The organism is Patiriisocius sp. 208BN25-11, assembly GCF_058147145.1.
Genome location: NZ_JBYVJY010000011.1, coordinates 95,219 through 113,863 on the forward strand (window position 1 = coordinate 95,219; position 18,645 = coordinate 113,863).

The 18,645-nt window shown below is 36.7% G+C and carries 17 protein-coding genes and 1 tRNA gene; 6 read left to right on the top strand and 12 right to left on the bottom strand.

The features are described 5' to 3' along the window. Positions 1 to 17: 17 nt before the first annotated feature. From ACY2RS_RS12525 to ACY2RS_RS12545, 5 genes are all read right to left on the bottom strand, one after another. A complete protein-coding gene (locus ACY2RS_RS12525; RefSeq protein ID WP_490099004.1) occupies positions 18 to 494 on the bottom strand; it encodes an Hsp20/alpha crystallin family protein in 477 nt (158 codons plus the stop codon). A 150-nt stretch (positions 495 to 644) separates the two neighbouring features. After that, complete coding sequence (locus ACY2RS_RS12530) at positions 645 to 833, bottom strand: hypothetical protein (protein WP_490099005.1); 189 nt, start codon at positions 831 to 833, stop codon at positions 645 to 647. A gap of 16 nt (positions 834 to 849) precedes the next feature. Next, complete coding sequence (locus ACY2RS_RS12535; RefSeq protein ID WP_490099006.1) at positions 850 to 1,215, bottom strand: hypothetical protein; 366 nt, start codon at positions 1,213 to 1,215, stop codon at positions 850 to 852. Positions 1,216 to 1,863: 648 nt separating this feature from the next. Then, positions 1,864 to 1,948 (bottom strand) — tRNA-Ser (locus ACY2RS_RS12540). A 225-nt stretch (positions 1,949 to 2,173) separates the two neighbouring features. After that, positions 2,174 to 3,178, bottom strand: a complete 1,005-nt coding sequence (locus tag ACY2RS_RS12545; protein ID WP_490099007.1) for a T9SS type A sorting domain-containing protein — start codon at positions 3,176 to 3,178, stop codon at positions 2,174 to 2,176. A gap of 217 nt (positions 3,179 to 3,395) precedes the next feature. On the opposite strand from ACY2RS_RS12545, the gene ACY2RS_RS12550 reads away from it, so the two are divergent. Continuing rightward, positions 3,396 to 4,148: a sulfite exporter TauE/SafE family protein gene (locus ACY2RS_RS12550; RefSeq protein ID WP_490099008.1), complete on the top strand. Its 753-nt coding sequence runs from the start codon at positions 3,396 to 3,398 to the stop codon at positions 4,146 to 4,148. A gap of 192 nt (positions 4,149 to 4,340) precedes the next feature. Here the strand turns inward: ACY2RS_RS12550 and ACY2RS_RS12555 are convergent, their stop codons facing one another. After that, a complete protein-coding gene (locus tag ACY2RS_RS12555) occupies positions 4,341 to 4,730 on the bottom strand; it encodes an acyl-CoA thioesterase (RefSeq protein WP_490099030.1) in 390 nt (129 codons plus the stop codon). A 186-nt stretch (positions 4,731 to 4,916) separates the two neighbouring features. Here ACY2RS_RS12555 and mazG point away from each other — a divergent pair, with 186 nt between their 5' ends. Together mazG and bshA are read left to right on the top strand one after the other, a co-directional pair. Then, complete coding sequence (mazG, locus tag ACY2RS_RS12560; RefSeq protein ID WP_490099009.1) at positions 4,917 to 5,690, top strand: nucleoside triphosphate pyrophosphohydrolase; 774 nt, start codon at positions 4,917 to 4,919, stop codon at positions 5,688 to 5,690. A 113-nt stretch (positions 5,691 to 5,803) separates the two neighbouring features. After that, the gene (gene bshA / locus ACY2RS_RS12565) at positions 5,804 to 6,937 is read left to right on the top strand and encodes an N-acetyl-alpha-D-glucosaminyl L-malate synthase BshA (protein WP_490099010.1); all 1,134 of its coding nucleotides are present in this window, start codon (positions 5,804 to 5,806) and stop codon (positions 6,935 to 6,937) included. Positions 6,938 to 6,941: 4 nt separating this feature from the next. Here the strand turns inward: bshA and ACY2RS_RS12570 are convergent, their stop codons facing one another. After that, positions 6,942 to 8,396, bottom strand: a complete 1,455-nt coding sequence (locus ACY2RS_RS12570) for a membrane dipeptidase (RefSeq protein WP_490099011.1) — start codon at positions 8,394 to 8,396, stop codon at positions 6,942 to 6,944. A gap of 95 nt (positions 8,397 to 8,491) precedes the next feature. On the opposite strand from ACY2RS_RS12570, the gene ACY2RS_RS12575 reads away from it, so the two are divergent. Then, complete coding sequence (locus ACY2RS_RS12575) at positions 8,492 to 11,425, top strand: FAD-binding and (Fe-S)-binding domain-containing protein (protein WP_490099012.1); 2,934 nt, start codon at positions 8,492 to 8,494, stop codon at positions 11,423 to 11,425. Here the strand turns inward: ACY2RS_RS12575 and ACY2RS_RS12580 are convergent. The 5 genes from ACY2RS_RS12580 to ACY2RS_RS12600 all read right to left on the bottom strand — a co-directional run bounded on the left by ACY2RS_RS12580 (position 11,422) and on the right by ACY2RS_RS12600 (position 14,964). Further along, positions 11,422 to 12,237 carry a hypothetical protein gene (locus tag ACY2RS_RS12580; protein WP_490099013.1) on the bottom strand — a complete coding sequence of 272 codons (816 nt, stop codon included), beginning with the start codon at positions 12,235 to 12,237 and terminating at the stop codon, positions 11,422 to 11,424. The genes ACY2RS_RS12575 and ACY2RS_RS12580 overlap by 4 nt on opposite strands. A gap of 79 nt (positions 12,238 to 12,316) precedes the next feature. Continuing rightward, positions 12,317 to 12,745 carry a hypothetical protein gene (locus tag ACY2RS_RS12585; RefSeq protein WP_490099014.1) on the bottom strand — a complete coding sequence of 143 codons (429 nt, stop codon included), beginning with the start codon at positions 12,743 to 12,745 and terminating at the stop codon, positions 12,317 to 12,319. 138 nt (positions 12,746 to 12,883) lie between these two features. Continuing rightward, complete coding sequence (locus ACY2RS_RS12590) at positions 12,884 to 13,744, bottom strand: OmpA/MotB family protein (RefSeq protein WP_490099015.1); 861 nt, start codon at positions 13,742 to 13,744, stop codon at positions 12,884 to 12,886. Between the two features lie 95 nt (positions 13,745 to 13,839). Further along, complete coding sequence (locus tag ACY2RS_RS12595) at positions 13,840 to 13,974, bottom strand: hypothetical protein (RefSeq protein ID WP_490099016.1); 135 nt, start codon at positions 13,972 to 13,974, stop codon at positions 13,840 to 13,842. Between the two features lie 123 nt (positions 13,975 to 14,097). Continuing rightward, positions 14,098 to 14,964: a sigma-70 family RNA polymerase sigma factor gene (locus ACY2RS_RS12600; RefSeq protein WP_490099017.1), complete on the bottom strand. Its 867-nt coding sequence runs from the start codon at positions 14,962 to 14,964 to the stop codon at positions 14,098 to 14,100. A gap of 445 nt (positions 14,965 to 15,409) precedes the next feature. On the opposite strand from ACY2RS_RS12600, the gene ACY2RS_RS12605 reads away from it, so the two are divergent. Together ACY2RS_RS12605 and ACY2RS_RS12610 are read left to right on the top strand one after the other, a co-directional pair. Then, entirely contained in the window at positions 15,410 to 17,701 is a 2,292-nt protein-coding gene (locus ACY2RS_RS12605; protein WP_490099018.1) for a M14 family metallopeptidase, read from the top strand. Between the two features lie 46 nt (positions 17,702 to 17,747). Continuing rightward, entirely contained in the window at positions 17,748 to 18,404 is a 657-nt protein-coding gene (locus ACY2RS_RS12610) for a hypothetical protein (RefSeq protein ID WP_490099019.1), read from the top strand. Positions 18,405 to 18,645: the final 241 nt, after the last annotated feature.

The window sequence follows — 18,645 nt, forward strand, 5'->3', positions numbered from 1 at the left end:
GGTAGCACGCTTTATAATTAAGAAATTGTAATGGTACGTGGTGGCTTTTGTTTTGCTTCCTCTTTCTTTGGAAGGTGCACACTTAATATACCCTCTTTATAAGATGCTTTAATCTTGTCACTTTCGACACCTTTTGGTAGTGTGAAGGTTCGTTTAAATGAAGCATATTCAAATTCCTTCCTCGCATAATTTTCGTTAGAAGTTTGATTCTCTTCTTTATGCTCAGAAGATATTGAAAGTACCAGATTTTCTAGATCGATCGTAAAATCACTTTTTTTCATTCCGGGCACAGCCATGTCAATAAAAAATGCGTCTGATGTTTCACGTATGTTTACTTTTGGGAGCGTCATGCCTGTATTAAAATTAGGCATAAGAATCGCAGGAAGGTCATTGTTAAACATTCCGTCAATCCATGACGACCAAGTAGGGAAGTCTGAAAACATATCTGTTTTTTCCAAACTTCCATTTTTTTGAACGGTTGCTAATTTGTTCATGGTTATAGAATTTAGTTAAACAAAATATTTCATAAATCTCAAGAAATCATTTTGAGATGTTTTAAGATATTCAAACAAAATGCCAATTAAGTAACCCTGTCAAAATTTCAGCGATAGTATTTTCATTTTACATTTATCTACTGAATCTTGCTAGCTCCAATCATCTAAGAAACGATTTCCTTGTAAAAAAAATGTTAGAATAATAAGAATTACACCAATAATACCTAGCGTAAAAAATACATCGTGATATGGGTAATTCCATACTTTTAATGAGGCTCCAAATAGTGTTGAGAAAAAAGTGATGAGCCCCAAAATAATATGAATTTTTGAAATTTTCATTTTTGTTATGTTAGGATTAGGCACTATGTTGGTTTGACAGAAAACGTGTAGTAGTGCTTTCACTATCTTTTGTTAGTTTTAGAGCGATAACTCCCGGAGAAGCTGTCTCTTCCTTGATTAATTTGTATCCTTTTTTAGGTAAAAACAAATCGCAAACAAGAGGAGCTGCACTTGTTTTTCTAGCTTTTGGTACTTTGGTAATTTTAAGTTGTAACTTGTTTTTCTGAACTTTTATATTGTGGTTTTGTCCAGAAAGTAAGGGAGAGTGTATTTGAACATGAAGATGGTCCTCATTTACTTTCATTTTTAATTTTGAAATTTTAAAACGGTTTTGAGCGTCATTATAATGCATCGCTCCGGTATCAATAACTTGTGCTTTCATGGTACTAGTAATTAATATTAAACAATAAATTATAGGCTCTAAATAATTAAGAACGAACATATAAATTCAAAAAATATACCAAAATATACCGATCGTTTTTTTGCGAATTCTTGTGTGTGTTTTATGTTTTTTTAAAACGATACGTTTTTAAATTCTGAAAATATGTCAGTACCTGTAGGGGTGCTATTTTTTAAGTTTGCGGTTTCAAATATTACAATAAACCTGTCTTGAGCTTGACGAAGCGGCTCGATTCTGCTGGCGCAGTCTCAGGTCTTTTTCTTTTCAGGTACTTACACAAACTGCGTTTGCTAGGGGTTGGATAAGATTTGTGTGGATTATTTCATGATCCCTGGTCTCCACACCTTATAATAAACCTGTCCTGAGCTTGACGAAGGAGCTCAATATCACTATCGTGATATCTGGTCTTTTTCTTTCCAGGTACTTACACAAACTACGTTTGTCAGGGTATAGGTAGGTTTTATAAGGATTATTTCATGATCCCTGGTCTCCGCACCTTACAATAAAGCTCGATATCACTATCGTGATATCTGGTCTTTTTCTTTCCACTTACTTACACAAACTACGTTTGCGACGTGCGTGAAAAGAAAAAGCCCGATTTTCTTACAGAAAATCGAGCTTTGCTCTAAGCGGAGAAAGAGGGATTCGAACCCCCGGAGGTGTGACCCTCAACAGTTTTCAAGACTGCCGCATTCGACCACTCTGCCATTTCTCCTTGAGTGCCTTATCAGGTATTCCCTGAATGCGGATGCAAATATACCATCCTTTTTCAAAATTCAAATGCTTTTTTGAAATTTTTTAAAGCATTTTTTGGTCAGCTTTTAAATCCGGTTCCTAAATGTGTTTTAAAGCAACGTTTGTAGCTTGGCACCTAAAATTTCAGCATAAAAAAAGAGCCTATCAGGGGGATAGACTCTTTGCGGTTAATTTTTGAGTTGTTTTATTGCTTGATAAAGGCCTTTGCTCCTACAAAGGTAGCGTTATCTGTCACTACCAATTGGTAGGTTCCTTGTACAAGGTTGCCTACGTGTATAGTAGCGTTGGTGTTGTTTGCTTGTGTTGTTTGTACTGCTCTTCCTAGCATGTCTACAATCGTTACCGTGTAGTTACTAGTTTCTAGTCCGTCGATGTGTATAACATTTGTTGCTGGGTTAGGATATAGGCTTGTTGTTGCCAACGTGTATTGTGCTGTTCCTAAAGTAGTGCTCTCTAACTCTAATAAAGCTCCACCTTCTGGCATTGCTAGCCAAATTCCAAAATCTGGTCCGTTGTTGTTGGCTGCCGTATCCATAAATCCAGATACTAAAGCCGTAACAGATTCGCTTCCTAGGTTTAGCGTTTCAAAAGGAACGCTGTACTCGTTCAAAATTTCAGTACCAGCTTCGTTGGTTACTTGGATTACATAATCTTGTGTTGGGGCTTCTAGGTATCCAAAATACTCTCCGTGATTGGCATCATTTACTATTCTTCTCGAACCTGTGTTGCTTATTTCATAAAGATCTAGAACGGGCGCGTCTGGACTTCCTTGGTGTATCACGACATCTACATTGGCTGGATCAACCGCATTGTCACGACCTCCTTCAAAAACTTCGATAGCAAAAGCTGGTGCTGCTGTATACGAAGCCGTATCTACAATACCACTCAAAATCAATACATAGGTTTCAAAAGAAATAAGTTCTACTGGTAACTCGTAAAATGCATCGGCAACAGAGGTACTATTCGACATGGCAATGGCTACTTGTGTATCATTACCTAGTGGAATATTTAAAAAAGGGGAAGAGGTTCTAAATGAAAAGTTGTCTACCCATAATACACCATCGATATACAAGTCAACTTGTTCGGTGGCAGCATCTGGACTGTTATGTATAATTTGCACACGGGCTGTTTGAGCAGTGGCAGCCGAAAAAAAGGCAATACAAAGCGTAGCTAGTAAAAATCGTTTCATAGGTATGTCTTTAGGTTAAAATCTGATACAAATATAAATTCTTACAATTACACTTAATTTTATTCCTACAACATTTCGATATAATTAAAAATAAAATCGATTAAAAGCATGAAATTGTTGATTTTCAGTGTTTTTTGTAAGAAATTTATGTAATTCATTGAATCTGAATCTAATGGGTCAAATTACAAGAGAATAGAAAAGAGTGTACCTTTACCTCATGGAAGAATGGTACGCGTATCCGCTGTTAATTTTAGTTGGTTTTGTGGTAGGATTTATCAATACTGTCGCTGGAGGGGGTTCCTTACTTTCTTTACCCGTACTCATTTTTATGGGACTCCCACCCACCTTGGCTAATGGAACCAATAGGGTAGCGATTGTAATTCAAACTGCCATTGCAACCGCAGGTTTTAAAAGTAAAGGGGTGAGTACCTTTCCTTTTAATCTATACTTAGGGATTGCAGCTTTTTTTGGGAGTTTGGTCGGCGCCAAAATTGCGGTCGAAATTGATGAACGAATTTTTAATAAGGTATTAGCTTCCATTATGGTTGCCGTCATACTCATCATCATTTTTAAACCCAAAACCAATCTTGAAAACCTACAAGAACGACTCACAGGAAAATACCTCTGGTTAGGAATTATCGTATTCTTTTTCTTAGGTATCTACGGAGGATTTATTAATGCAGGTATCGGATTTCTCATTATACTCTATTTACATTACACGCATTATATGAGCCTCGTGAGGTCTAATGCGACCAAAGTCTTTGTGGTGTTTGTCTACACCATCGCTGCCTTGGTGGTTTTTATTTTAAATGATAAAGTGGATTTTAAAATCGGACTCATATTAGCCATCGGAAACGCCACAGGTGCCTGGGTTTCTAGCCGCCTATCGGTAAAAAAAGGAGATGGGTTTGTTCGTTATTTCCTCATTGTGATGGTAAGTGTCATGGCAGTGAAGTTGTGGTTTTTTTAGTTTTTTTGAGGGACAGAGTTGCAAAGTATCTTAGTATCAAAGGGGCAAAGTATCAAAGGGGCAAAGTTTCAAAGAAATATAGTTTATATGTTGAGATGTTTATAAGTGGAAACTATTTTAAAATTTTTAATCACCAATCATCCATTAGTTCATCTTCAAATTTTCAAATCAACACATTAACACATCAACAGATCAATCCACAATTGGAATCGGTTTTTTATCATCTCCAATAGCTACAAAAGTAAAATGGCCCGTTACCGCTTTACTGCGCTCATAACTGTACATGTCTTCCATAAAAATATCTACCTTCACCACACAACTAGTTCTTCCCACTTTTTCAACGCGGGCTACCAATTCTACGATGGTTCCCTGTGGAATCGGGCAGGTGAAATCAATCTTATCTGAAGACACCGTCACTACTTTTTTACGACTAAAACGAGTAGCGCAGATAAACGAAGCTTCATCCATTAAATGCAACGCAGTACCTCCAAAAAGGGTGTCGTAATGATTGGTAGTATTAGGGAACACGGCTTTAAAAATGCGTGTTTCCGATCTGTTTTTTAAAATTTCTAATTTCTCCATCATAGATATTGGTCTTTTAAGGCAATGGTTGCACCCTCTAAAATTTCAGAAATACACTACCAAATGCTGTTTCAAAAATAACCAATCAAGCGCGTAGCAAGCTCATTTTATAGTAGTATTTTTATGCTTTCATTCAACTTGTATTTTTATTTCTTCGGAAATAGTATAGTCCACACTTATTGATTTATGAATTCAAGAAAACAACAACTCGAAGCCTTTGATAGATTGCTCACCATCATGGATGAGCTACGTGAACAGTGCCCTTGGGATAAAAAACAAACCATGGAAACCCTGCGTCATCTTACCATAGAAGAGATCTATGAGTTAGGAGATGCCATACTAGAAAACGATCTCAACGAGGTAAAAGGGGAACTAGGAGATTTACTCTTACACATTGTATTCTATGCCAAGATTGGCAGTGAAACCAAAGACTTTGATATTGCAGATGTAACCAACCAAATTTGTGAAAAGCTCATTTCTAGGCACCCTCATATTTATGGAAATATTACAGTAGTCGATGAGGAAGAAGTAAAACAAAATTGGGAAAATTTAAAGCTAAAAGAAGGGAAGACCAGTGTTTTACAAGGCGTTCCAAAATCGTTGCCAGCTTTGGTGAAAGCAAATAGAATCCAAGATAAGGTAGCAGGTGTAGGCTTTGACTGGGAACACCCAGAACAGGTTTTTGAAAAACTACAAGAAGAACTCGCAGAGCTCCAGATGGAGGTAGCTGCCAAGAACCAACAAAAAATGGAAGCTGAGTTTGGAGATGTGCTTTTTTCGATGATTAACTATGCACGTTTTTTAAATATAGATCCAGAAAACGCATTAGAGCGCACCAATAAAAAATTCATTAAGAGGTTTCAATACTTAGAAGGAAAAGCAAAAGCCAAAGGCAAAGCGTTAAAAGATATGACCCTAGCCGAAATGGATGTCTATTGGAACGAAGCAAAGACGCTTTAGTTAAAAATTAGATTTTAATGACGATGCAAAAAAGAATGAAGCTAAAAACCATATTTTTGTATAGAAACTAATTGGATATATAACATTTCAGCAATAAAAAGAAAAGTGCATTTATGAAAATAGCAATTGTATGTTATCCCACCTTTGGAGGGAGTGGTGTAGTGGCAACCGAGTTAGGAGTTGCCTTGGCAGAACGGGGTCATGAAATTCACTTTATTACCTATAAGCAACCTGTGCGTTTGGACTTACTCTCTAGAAAAATTTATTTTCATGAAGTAACAGTGCCCAAATATCCGTTGTTTAAATATCAGCCGTATGAGTTGGCACTATCCAGTAAGTTGGTAGACATGGTAAAGCTCTATCAAATAGACGTGATGCATGTGCATTATGCTATTCCGCATGCCTATGCAGGCTACATGGCAAAGCAAATGTTGGCAGAAGAAGGGATTCATATTCCTATGGTAACTACCTTACACGGTACCGACATTACGCTGGTTGGAAATCATCCTTTTTATAAGCCAGCGGTGACTTTTAGTATTAACAATAGCGATTGTGTTACTTCGGTATCGCAAAGCTTAAAAGACGACACGCTACGTTTGTTCGATATTAAGAATACCATCAATGTAGTACCTAACTTTATTGATACTGAAAATTTCCACAATCCATACACCGAATGTCAACGAGAACTTATGGCATTGCCAGAAGAACGTATTATTACACATGTGAGTAATTTACGGCCTGTAAAGCGAGTACAAGATATTATCAAAATATTTAACCTAGTACAACAAGAAATTCCGTCTAAATTACTAATGGTAGGTGAGGGGCCAGAAAAAATGCCTGCAGAGGAGTTAGCAGAATCCTTAGGGATTGCAGACAAGGTAGTATTTGTTGGAAACAGTAATGAGGTGGATAAGATGTTGTGTTTCTCAGATCTCTTTTTACTGCCTTCAGAAAAAGAGAGTTTTGGTCTGGCAGCATTAGAAGCTATGGCAAGTGGTGTGCCAGTAATATCTAGTAATACTGGCGGACTACCAGAAGTAAATATTCACGGAGAAAGTGGTTATTTAAGTGATGTTGGAAATATTTCTGAAATGGCTACAAATGCCATTAAAATTTTAAAAGATGACGCTACGCTAGCACGTTTTAAATCCAATGCAAAAAAGTCTGCAAAACGTTTTGACACCAAAACGGTAGTGCCTCAATATGAAGCCCTGTACGAGCATGCGTTTGCAATGGCTGCTAAATAATATTTTAAAAACTTCTTTTTAAAAAATCCAAAGCATTTTGATGCAATACGGCAGCTACAATAAAAGTTGCAGTAACACGATTGAAATCGAGCAAACTTTCTCTATTTTCAGAAACAAAAGCTTCTGCATGATGGATTAATTCGTCTGCTAAATCCTGAATGTTTTCTGCGGTCCATAGTCCTTTTATGGGGTTTACAATGCCATCAAAATCACTACCAATACTTTGTATGCCCCAACAATACAATCCAGCAGCGTTTAACACTTTGGCGCTATGTTCCACTTGTCGCCACACTAAGAGCGATTTCTTTTTGAGCTGCTTTCGCTTATTGGGAAACCATATTTTAGATTCCTTGATTGCTTTTTTGCTACCAATACGCCGTTCGTCTAGCTGTATGCCAAACAAGCCATTGCTCTTTGCAATACGAATGAGCTCATCATCGTACAAATTAATATCGATATCGTTAAAAAAAGGTGTGATTTCTGGAAAATCAGATTCGGTCCATTGTACAATAGAACGTTTGCCATTCACGGCTCCATGACTCGCAATAACAGGTATATTTTCTCCTGCATAGATGGTGTCAAGCAAATGATAGTAACTTTTTCTCGACTTGGTGTTCATGTGTTTTATGTCGAGTGGTATTGGTTTTCCGTTGCTGCCGTCTAGTAGTTTTTCTATGACTTGGTGTCCGAGAGGAGTAATGTCTTGATCTAAACCACGGGTTTGATTGCCACTTATGGCTCCAATGCTAATACTTTCACAATGTCCGCAAAGCTCGTTGTAAAAGTGATGCGCAAAGGTCATAAATAGTGGTGGAAATTCCCATTGCTTGATCGTGTTTAGATTGTGTAACACTTCTACAGAATTTCCAGTGTCATGATGCATTTCTAAACCAGTGTTTAAGGCATGTCCTCCCTCAATACTCAATACGATATTGATGATTTTTTTGGTATCGGTTTCTAGGGCAAAGTTGGCTTCAATTTCAGAAAAGTCTTTTACCAAACGATAGGTATAAAATACCCCATCAATTTGCTGTACTTGATTGTGTAATTGTTTGTAAAATCGATACTCTCCTTGTAGATCTTCAAAATAGTCTCGATGCGCCATCACATTATCAATACGCGACTGGCTTATGCTGGCAGCTAAATTTACCAAGACATCTGTAAGCCCTTTCCAGCCAATTATGCGCTTGCTTAAAAAATGCTTTTCAAAGGGATATAAACTAACGACTACCACTTTTGTATTTGCTTTGGCAAGCGCAGTCATATCGGTTTGACTAAATTTGGTGAGCGTTACAATTCTATTGATAAACTTTTCGAAGGTGTTGGGCGGACTGTAATGCCAAATAGAATTTTTGCGTCCAGCATCCTCTGCATTTTGCTTAGGAGGAATGTATTTAAAGCTTTTGCTGTAGGGTTTTAAGGAAGGATGGCAATGAATATCTACATAATGCGTTTTCATAGAAGATGGCTAATTAGTTGGTTCTCATAAAGTTCATGATTTTAAATGAGATATAAAAGTCTTTAGGAACAATCGTACATTTAGGAAGTATTTTCATGACAATTGTACTATTTTTAAGGTTCAAAATATGCAATTTGAAACAACGTCTAGAAACTTTAGCAGCTAGCTTAACGGGATCTTTATTTTTTGATGCCCTACACAAAACAATCTATGCTACAGATGCTTCTGTGTATCGCAAAATTCCGCTTGCAGTTGCCTATCCTAAAACGGCAAAGGACATACAAAAAATTATTCAATTTGCTACAAAAGAGAAGGTGTCTTTAATTCCTAGAACCGCTGGGACTTCTCTCGCTGGACAATGCGTTGGTGAAGGGATTGTAGTAGATGTTTCTAGGCATTTTACTGAAATTTTAGCCCTCGATACTGTGGCAAAAACAGTTACGGTTCAGCCGGGTGTGATACGAGATGAACTCAACGAATATTTGAAACCCCACGGCTTATTTTTTGGTCCGAATACGTCTACCTCTAATCGCTGTATGATTGGTGGCATGGTTGGTAATAACTCAAGTGGAACTACCTCGATTCAATACGGAGTGACCAGAGATAAGGTGCTTGCCATGGATTGTCTTTTGGCAGATGGTTCAGAGGTTAGCTTTACAGAGCTTTCTTCGGAAATGTTCTTAGAAAAAACCACCTTAGATACCTTAGAAGGGAGCATATACAAGTACATACACGAAACATTAAGCGATGCGAAGGTACAAGGTGACATTCGCAGGGAATTTCCGAAGCCAGAAATACACAGACGCAATACAGGATATGCTATAGATGAGCTGTTAAAAGCCGATGTATTAGGAGGCGATCGTCCTTTTAATATGTGTACATTATTAGCTGGAAGTGAAGGGACATTAGCCTTCACCACTTCCATTACACTGCAACTTGATGAGGTACCACCTGCTAAAACGGCCATGTTGGTCACACATTATGATACTCTTCAAAAAAGCCTGTTAGATGTAGTAAACGTCATGCAGCATGAGTTGTACACTTGTGAGTTAATGGACGATGTAATTTTAGATTGTACCAAAGAAAATGTGCTGTATCGTCCGTATCGATTTTTTGTAAAAGGGGCTCCTAAAGCATTATTATTATTAGAAGTAAAAGCCAATACAGATGCTGCATTAGAACAGAAATTGGCTGCATTGCAAGAAACCCTTTCTAAGGAGGAATTAAGCTATCATACTGTAGTTTTAATAGGCGATGATATTGAAAAAGCATTGCATTTAAGAAAAGCGGGGCTTGGTTTGTTAGGAAATATGGTAGGCGATAAAAAAGCAGTTGCTTGCATAGAAGATACTGCAGTTGCCTTAGAAGACTTGCCAGCCTACATAGCCGAGTTTTCAAAGATCATGGAATCGTATAACCAGAAGGCTGTGTATTATGCACATGCCGGTGCTGGGGAGTTGCATTTGCGACCTATTCTCAATTTAAAAACAGGAGCGGGTGTCGAATATTTCAGAAAAATAACCACAGATGTCGCCCATTTGGTGAAGAAATTTAGAGGCTCTTTCTCTGGCGAACACGGCGATGGAATAGTACGTGCAGAATTTATCCCTATGCTTATTGGTGACAATAACTATAAGCTTTTAAAACACATAAAGAATACGTTTGATCCGCAACATATTTTTAATCCGGGGAAGATAACAGAAGCCTATAAAATGGATGCTTCGTTACGAAATGTTCCAGATGCCCCTGTAAGAGAAATAGATACCCTATTAAATTTTGAAGATTCTCAAGGCATCCTTCGATTGGCTGAGAAATGTAATGGGAGTGGCGATTGTAGAAAATCTGCTGCGGCTGGAGGTACCATGTGCCCAAGTTACCAAGCTACCAAAAATGAAAAAGATACTACAAGGGCAAGAGCGAATGTACTTCGGGAGGTTCTCACAACCAATGAAGCTTTAAATACATTCGATTCAAAGCAACTTAAAGAAGTTTTTGATTTGTGTATTAGTTGTAAAGCCTGTGGGAGTGAATGCCCGAGTAATGTAGATATGGCGACCAGTAAAGCCGAGTTTTTATACCAATATCAAAAAGAACACAGAGTTTCTAGAAGTACGAAGCTCTTTGCAAACAGCAGTCGATATAATAAGATAGGAGCAAAGATGCCTAGCTTGATAAATGGTTTGTATGTCAATTCGTTTACATCGGGAATTATAAAAAAAGTAGGAGGGATCGCTTCTCAAAGAAGCTTGCCACTACTTTCGGTATGGAAAGGTGACAAGCAGTATAGTCCTAAAAAACCTAATGGGAAAGAAATATTGTTATATGTTGATGAGTTTTCTAAATACTTGGATGGATCCATTGCGTACGATGCTGTAGACCTACTACTAGGGTTAGGCTACGAGGTACATGTTGTAGATCATTTGGATAGCGCTAGAGCGCTTATTAGCAAAGGATTTTTAGAAGAGGCCCAAACAGCTGTGCAAGCAAATCTTGAGTATTTAGTACCTAAGGTTTCAAAAGCAGTTCCTTTGTTAGGAATTGAACCTTCTGCGATTCTTGGATTTAGAGATGAGTTTTTGCGTTTAGCAACAGATGTTTCTGCCGCTCAAAAGATTTCAGAGCACACCTATTTGATAGAAGAGTTTTTAGCTACAGAATTTGAAAGTGGATGTATTTCTCAAGATCTTTTTACTAAAGAGTCACAACACATAAAAATACATGTGCATTGTCATCAAAAAGCTTTGGGGAATCAAAAGACAACCTTTGATGTTTTAAACTTTCCGAAGCACTATACACCCACATTAATTACTTCGGGATGTTGCGGTATGGCAGGGAGTTTTGGTTATGAAAAGGAGCATTATGAAGTAAGCATGCAAATAGGGGAGTTGCGCTTGTTTCCTGTTATTAAAAAGACAGATACGTCTACCATTATTGCTGCCAATGGGACAAGCTGTAGGCATCAAATAAAAGATGGGACGCAGCGCGAAGCATTACATCCCATCACCATATTAAAAAACGCCTTGCTTTAGTTTCCTATTTCAAAACTAGTAAGCGTTGATGTGGTTACTGTTGTATTTTGTTCTGGTAAGGGTAATTCAATTCCTCCAGGGAGACCTCCTAAATCTTCAAGTTGATAATCTACCGTTGCAATAGATGCCACCAAACCTGTATTGGCTGCATAGTAATTATCTACTACTAATACATCCTGAGTAGCAAGAATTGGTAGGGTTAGCGTAGTACCTGCAATTTGAATTTGAGTGTTTATTTCAAGGTTTAAAACAATACGAGAGCGAATCACATCTGAATATGTTTGCGTTCCAGCTGTGTAGCTTGGTAATGCTAATCCTTGTATGGAAGTAGATGTATAATTTACCAATAATGGGAAATCCATAACGGTTTCTTCTATTAATCCTGATATTGTACTTAGTTGTTGGCCACTTGTTGCATTGGCATCGTATAAAATAACATCATTTAATGGAATACTAATATAAGGAAGCCCCTCTACAGGAACACCTCCTAGTGTACCATTAATAATAAGTTTTCCAGATTCTTTTCTTACTAAGTTTTGCGTAAGCGCTCCTACCATGACACCATTTGCAACTTCATCTTGTGTGTCAAGATTGGTGTGTTGGTTTCCGTTGGTTTGTTCGGTACCATTTACAAACATTACATCTTGAGTGTCCAATTCTTCACTTTCGTTGGCATAGCTCCAAGTAGCGTTTGCTGTAAGTGGAAAATAATCGGTAGCGTTAGTGTTGTTGTTAGTGGTTGCATCATCATCGCTGTTGCAACTTACAAGTGTAGCAGCAATAAATGTTAGGGAGAGTAAAATCTTTTTCATGTTTTGTTTTTTAACAAATATATCAAAAACAAATAGATACTACGTGGCAAGTTAAACGGATACTACTGTAAGTAAAGTACTAGGCAGTTTCTTTTTCAGTTTTCCCGTTTTGCTTTTTAGCCCAAACAATGGCATCATCTAAGGTCATGAATTTTTTGAGTTTGGTTTGAATAAAAAGCTTTTCTAGAATAATACTTGTAACTCCCAGTTTATTGTGGGTAACTACTGCCACACAATTTAATTTGTGTCTGTTACTAAAAAATTTGGCCCAATCTTGAGGATGCACAGAATAAGAGTTTATTCTGTTTGATATGTATGAAATTTTAATATCTGATGTACCAAAGTATTTATAGACTTCTTCGATTACTTTTTGTGCTGCTGACCAATCAAAAGAGACCCCTTCAAAAATTTCTCCAATGACATATTGATCAAACACATAAAAATTACCCTCTGTAGTGGTAATTTTTTTGCGAATTATAAGTCGGTATTTAGATTCTTCTACATGCATCTTTGGGGAAAAGTTTTTTTTTCTAAAGATACGCTTCAATGTCTAGAGTCCAAAATTGTAATGTAAGTTTTTCGATAAGTTGCATAAAAAAGCAGCTTTATTTACTAAAGCTGCTTATATCTATTGTTTTTTAGTAATTTAATTTGCAGAAAGCAGTGCTAAAAATTTATCAAGGTTTGGAAGTATTACAATGCGTGTTCTTCTATTGATAGCTCTTCCTTCTTTCGTTTCATTCTCGGTTAGAGGAACAAAACTACTTCTACCAGCTGCGATTAACTTTTCGGGTGCTACTCCAAATTTACTTTGAAGCGTTCTAATAACAGCGGTAGATCTCTCTACACTTAGCTCCCAATTATCTTTAATGCTAGCACCTTTTTTTACCGTTTGGGCGTCTGTGTGTCCCTCGACCATAACTTCTAATGCTGGTTCACTATTAATAACATCGGCAAGTCTTTTTAGCAAGCCATTTGCTTTGGGGTTCACTCTATAGCTTCCAGATTTAAATAATAGCTTATCGGAAATGGTAATCATAACTACCGTTTCATCTATGGAAACATTGATATCTTCATTAGACCCATTTTCTGCAAAAGATGCATCTAAGTTTTTCTTCAAATTATAGGACATCAATAGGTTCATGGTGTCTTGCAAAGTTCTTGCATTTGAAAGTTCAGTCTGATCAACATTTGCCAAGGCAGCATTCATTTGCGCTTTGTCTTTGTTTGATAGTACAACGTTATCATATTGTTGCAGGCGGCTATCACTCAGGTCCTTTAAAGAGGTGTTTGAATCTGAAAGTGATTGAATTTTTGCGTTGTAATTGGCAACACGATCTTCAATACTTTGCAATTTCCCTTCGAGTTCTTGTTTTTCAAGTTCGGTTTTTGAGAGTGTAGCACTGGTTTCTTTGTACTGGGTTTCTAAGGCAACGTATTTCTTTTTAGAAACACATGAGGTTATTAGAATAGCACCTAAGATGGTTACTAATACGGGCTTTTTCATATATGTGAGGTTTTAGATTACAACGAAAATACCTCAAAGCATACGGTCTTTTGTTAATATGTAGGATATTATTTACGTTAAATTTTGAAAATCAACTAGTTAAGCCCTAGCCAGCCCAAAAGAATAAAGAGAATAATAAAAACAATAACTGTTCCTACGCAACCGCATTTACCACCACCAATTTTTTTAGCGCCCCACGCTGCAATAATTGCTCTAAGTATGTTTTTCATAAATTCGGTTACTTATTATCGTTAAATATACATATTTATTATATTCAATATTATAAATTTATGATAAAAAAAGAGCAACCACTTTTCAATGATTGCTCTTTGGTTAATGTATTTAAAAGATACTTATCCTAAATATTTCTTTAAGATGTGACTCTTACTTTCTTGACGTAAACGACGAATCGCTTTTTCACGAATTTGACGTACACGCTCACGACTTAACTCAAAGGTATCTCCAATTTCTTGAAGTGTCATAGCAGGTTGTCCACTTAAACCAAAGTTTAATTTTACAACATCTGCTTCACGAGGTGCTAAGGTATCTAAAGCTCTGTCTATCTCAATTTTTAAAGACTCATGGATTAATGCTTTATCTGGATTTGGTGTTTCCCCAGAACTAATAACATCGTATAAGTTGTTATCGTTTTCTCCTTCTTGGAAAGGTGCATCCATGGATAAACTTCTAGAAGAGTTTTTTAAAGACTGCTTCACACTGCTTACCGTCATGTCTAGTTCTTTTGCAATTTCTGCAGCAGAAGGCACACGTTGGTGTACTTGTTCTAAGTGAATAGAAGCTTTACGAATCTTGTTAATATCACCAATCTTGTTTAATGGTAAACGTACCACACGAGATTGTTCTGCAATAGCTTGTAAGATAGATTGTCTAATCCACCACACTGCATATGAGATAAATTTAAAACCTCTTGTTTCATCAAAACGTTGTGCAGCTTTTACCAAACCTACGTTTCCTTCATTAATAAGGTCACTTAAAGTAAGTCCTTGGTTTTGGTATTGCTTTGCTACCGAAATAACAAAACGTAAGTTTGCTTTTGTTAACTTGTCTAAAGCACGTTGGTCTCCTTCACGAATCTTCTGTGCTAACTCAACTTCTTCCTCAGCGGTTATCATATCAATTTTACTTACATCTTGTAAGTAGCTGTTCAAAGATTTAGTTTCTCTGTTGGTAACCTGCTTGGTAATTTTGAGTTGTCTCATAGGTGCAAATGTGTTTTAAGTTAAAGACCCTTTGCGGAGTCAAAATATATAGAAAACAACATGTATTTAATTGAAAATCAATAAAATACAATAAATTTGGTTTCGATAAGTGAGTTGCAAAAAGCGTTCCAAAAATTTTTAATAGTTTAAAAAATGAACTTTTTTTGTTGGGGCACATATTTCTGAAATATTAAAATTTCCGAAGCATGTTATACTCACTAAAAGGTTATACGTAAGATGTTCTGTTTTTGTTACAAAAGCTTTGGTGTTTTTTTGAAACTTTTTACTTCTTTATACGTTTACTTATTGTAATGAGACCATTTGCGAGACAGCATTTTGAAAAATATAATTCTTTGGTACAGCGTTGTATCTAACTTTTAGGACACCTAAAATCCTCATTCAAGACTAGGTGTTTGTATATTTGTAGTTGTAAATTATTGTTTATATGAAATCTAAAGCACGCATATTCTTTCTATTACTATTTATTTCTTCTGCGGTTTTAGTTGCACAGCAAGAAGTTTTTTCTGAAATCGAACTAAGAAATTCAAATGATATTGCAGTATTAGCTGCCGAAGGTTTTGCGTTGGACCACCCAAACATTACTAATAATCATACCATAAAACTCCTGCTTTCTGAAACAGCATTGCAACGCTTACAGGTACTTGGAATTGAATATGACATCACCATTGCAAATTATCATGAGAACTATGCAACAAAACGATTACAAGATCTACAGCTCCCCATAACTCGAAATCAAAATGTAGCACTTGGTTTTGATTTAGGAAGCATGGGAGGGTTTTACACATTCGATGAGGTAGTGGCAAAACTTGATGAAATGAAAGCAGATTTCCCAACACTAGTTAGTGAAAAAATAAGTATCGGTACAACAGCAGAAGGTAGGGATATTTGGATGGTGAAAATTTCTGATAATCCCGAAATTGACGAGCCAGAACCTGCTGCGTATTTTGATGCACTCCATCATGCTAGAGAACCATTGTCTATGGCAACGACGATCAATTTCATGTTTTACCTTTTAGAAAATTATGCTTCAGATTTAGAGGTGCAGTACCTTGTAAATAATAGAGAATTGTACTTTGTTCCTGTTGTAAATCCCGATGGATATGTCTTTAATGAAACAATTGCTCCCGATGGTGGCGGATTATGGCGAAAAAATAGAAAAGTAACTTCTTCAAGTTGTTTTGGTGTCGATTTAAATAGAAATTATGGTTTTGAATTTAACCATAACGAAGGCTGTTCTAGCGATGATCCATGCTCAAATGTTTACCGAGGTGATGGCCCGTTTTCTGAACTTGAAACACAGGCTACTGCTGCCTTCATAGAAACAATAGCTCCCAACACAGCATTTTCTACACATTCTACTTTTGGAACGTATTTAATGCCCTATGGTTTTGATACCTCGCCACCTGACTATGAGATTTACTCCGAGTGGGCATCTGCTTTTCTTGATGAAAATGACTACAGCTATGGGGTAACATTCCAGATTTTAGGGTACACTTCATGTGGTACCACTAGAGATTATTTACACAGCGAAGGTATTTATGGCTGGACACCAGAAATTGACGGAGAAGGTTTTTGGCCAATGCCAAGCACCATATTCGATTTGGTAAGTGAGAATGTTCGTCCTATGTTATACCAATCTTATATAGCTGGAGGATACCTAGATGTACAAAGCCATGTGCAGGTGGACGATGCCATTATTGGTGAAACAATGGAATTTGTAGTTGAAATTAAAAATGTAGGTCTTGAAGATACGAGTGAGAATGTAAATGTTCAATTGTCGGTGGATAGTCAACTTATATCAGTGCAATCTCTTGTTAATTATGGGGCAGTTCCTGCAAGAGGAAAGAAAGACAACATGGCTATTCCCTTTGTTATAGAAATTATTCCAGGTTTTGACAGGCAATTTTTTAATGTAGAAATCATTCCTTTTCAAGATGGTGTTCCAAATGAAACGATTACCATTCCTATTTTTTTGGGAGAACGCTCTACACTATTTAACGATGAAGCAATTCCGGGTACTACTCAGTGGATTTCATCTGGTAGCGGTTTACAATGGGGGATTACAGTCGATGATTCTTACAGTGGTGCCACCTGTTACACAGATTCGCCCGGAGCCAACCAAATGAATAACACCTTAAACTATTTTGAGCTTAACGTCCCATTTGATTTTACAAATACGTCAGGACCATTACTAAGCTTTATGAGCAAATTTGCACTCGCCCAGGGTGATATTGTAAGTTTAGAGACCTCTATAGATCAAGGTGTTTCTTGGCAAACGTTAGATACTTACACTGCAAACGAATCTTGGAATATGAAAAACTATAGCCTTACTCAATTTAATGGGGTAGCAGACCTGCGTTTTAGGTTTAAAATGGACTCTAATGGAAGTATTCCAGGAGATGGTTTTTATTTCGATGATTTTAACATCACAGATTATGAAGAAGAAATCTTAACGGTTTCAGAAGTAAATCAAGAAGTGGCTGTTTCTGCAATACCTAATCCTTTTACAGATCAAATAACTATAAAAAGTACAGAAACAAATGATTTTCAAGTCACTTTGTTCAATATACAAGGAAAAAAGGTACATGCTACCATGACGACTAACAATGGGACTGTTACTTATCAAAATCTAGAATCTATTGCTTCTGGAATATATTTTGCAAAAATTGAAACATTAGATGGAAAACAAACGTCTATTCAAATAGTAAAAGAATAATATTTTTGGTGTAGTTTTTGCTTCATCTTTTCTGAAATTTTATATCATGAAAAAACTTTTGTTCCTCATACTTCTAGCTACAACCACATATACATGGGCGCAGTTTGATAATGGTACCAAAAAGAAAGAGTTTGAGCCCATAGATAACGTGGTGGAAGATGACAACGGTCTCACCCTACCAAAATCTCCAGTGCCTGGTTTATCTACCAAAGAATATCGATTTGAAGTAAAAGGCGACGACAATAGCGGTCTAGGAAAAGATGATCCAGAACCTATTAATATTTCTACCGATGATGGTTTTTTAAGTACTAAAACCGACATGACTCCAAAAGCTTTCAAGAAAGATAAACCTGCTACAGACGAGTATGATAGAGATCAAGTCTTAGGAGAAATTAGTACTCGAGGTGGTTTTGTAAATGTGGTGTACAGAGACCATCAAAGTGTTGATGGAGATAGAATACGGGTGTATGTGAATGACGATATTGTGCAAAGCGATATCTCTTTAGATGCAAGCTTTCGAGGGTTCGATCTTACCTTAACACCTGGAGAAAACATCATAGAATTTCAAGCCTTAAACCAAGGAGACAGTGGTCCCAATACCGCAGAACTCCATGTCTATGACGAAAATGGAACCCTCATTTCCAAAAATGAATGGAATCTATTAACAGGTAGAAAAGCAACAATTGTTGTGAATCAGAATTAGAGGGTAGACCGCTTCGCTGTTAGATGGGAGTTGCAAAGGGTCAAAGTATCAAAGAGACAAAGAGACAAAGAGACAAAGAGACAAAGAGACAAAGAGACAAAGTTGTTACATTTTTTTATTTTGTCCATACTCCATACTCCATACTCCATACTCCAAATTCTATATTCTGTTTATAAGTTTAGGTGTTTATGAGTTTAAAAGTTGAAAAGATTTTATTTTCGCTAAAAGCTAAAAATACTCC

Excerpts from the sequence above, each read along its gene's own strand:
- ACY2RS_RS12525 (WP_490099004.1), bottom strand. The coding sequence starts at position 494 with ATGAACAAATTAGCAACCGTTCAAAAAAATGGAAGTTTGGAAAAAACA.
- ACY2RS_RS12530 (WP_490099005.1), bottom strand. The coding sequence starts at position 833 with ATGAAAATTTCAAAAATTCATATTATTTTGGGGCTCATCACTTTTTTC.
- ACY2RS_RS12535 (WP_490099006.1), bottom strand. The coding sequence starts at position 1,215 with ATGAAAGCACAAGTTATTGATACCGGAGCGATGCATTATAATGACGCT.
- ACY2RS_RS12545 (WP_490099007.1), bottom strand. The coding sequence starts at position 3,178 with ATGAAACGATTTTTACTAGCTACGCTTTGTATTGCCTTTTTTTCGGCT.
- ACY2RS_RS12550 (WP_490099008.1), top strand. The coding sequence starts at position 3,396 with ATGGAAGAATGGTACGCGTATCCGCTGTTAATTTTAGTTGGTTTTGTG.
- ACY2RS_RS12555 (WP_490099030.1), bottom strand. The coding sequence starts at position 4,730 with ATGGAGAAATTAGAAATTTTAAAAAACAGATCGGAAACACGCATTTTT.
- mazG (WP_490099009.1), top strand. The coding sequence starts at position 4,917 with ATGAATTCAAGAAAACAACAACTCGAAGCCTTTGATAGATTGCTCACC.
- bshA (WP_490099010.1), top strand. The coding sequence starts at position 5,804 with ATGAAAATAGCAATTGTATGTTATCCCACCTTTGGAGGGAGTGGTGTA.
- ACY2RS_RS12570 (WP_490099011.1), bottom strand. The coding sequence starts at position 8,396 with ATGAAAACGCATTATGTAGATATTCATTGCCATCCTTCCTTAAAACCC.
- ACY2RS_RS12575 (WP_490099012.1), top strand. The coding sequence starts at position 8,492 with ATGACAATTGTACTATTTTTAAGGTTCAAAATATGCAATTTGAAACAA.
- ACY2RS_RS12580 (WP_490099013.1), bottom strand. The coding sequence starts at position 12,237 with ATGAAAAAGATTTTACTCTCCCTAACATTTATTGCTGCTACACTTGTA.
- ACY2RS_RS12585 (WP_490099014.1), bottom strand. The coding sequence starts at position 12,745 with ATGCATGTAGAAGAATCTAAATACCGACTTATAATTCGCAAAAAAATT.
- ACY2RS_RS12590 (WP_490099015.1), bottom strand. The coding sequence starts at position 13,744 with ATGAAAAAGCCCGTATTAGTAACCATCTTAGGTGCTATTCTAATAACC.
- ACY2RS_RS12595 (WP_490099016.1), bottom strand. The coding sequence starts at position 13,974 with ATGAAAAACATACTTAGAGCAATTATTGCAGCGTGGGGCGCTAAAAAA.
- ACY2RS_RS12600 (WP_490099017.1), bottom strand. The coding sequence starts at position 14,964 with ATGAGACAACTCAAAATTACCAAGCAGGTTACCAACAGAGAAACTAAA.
- ACY2RS_RS12605 (WP_490099018.1), top strand. The coding sequence starts at position 15,410 with ATGAAATCTAAAGCACGCATATTCTTTCTATTACTATTTATTTCTTCT.
- ACY2RS_RS12610 (WP_490099019.1), top strand. The coding sequence starts at position 17,748 with ATGAAAAAACTTTTGTTCCTCATACTTCTAGCTACAACCACATATACA.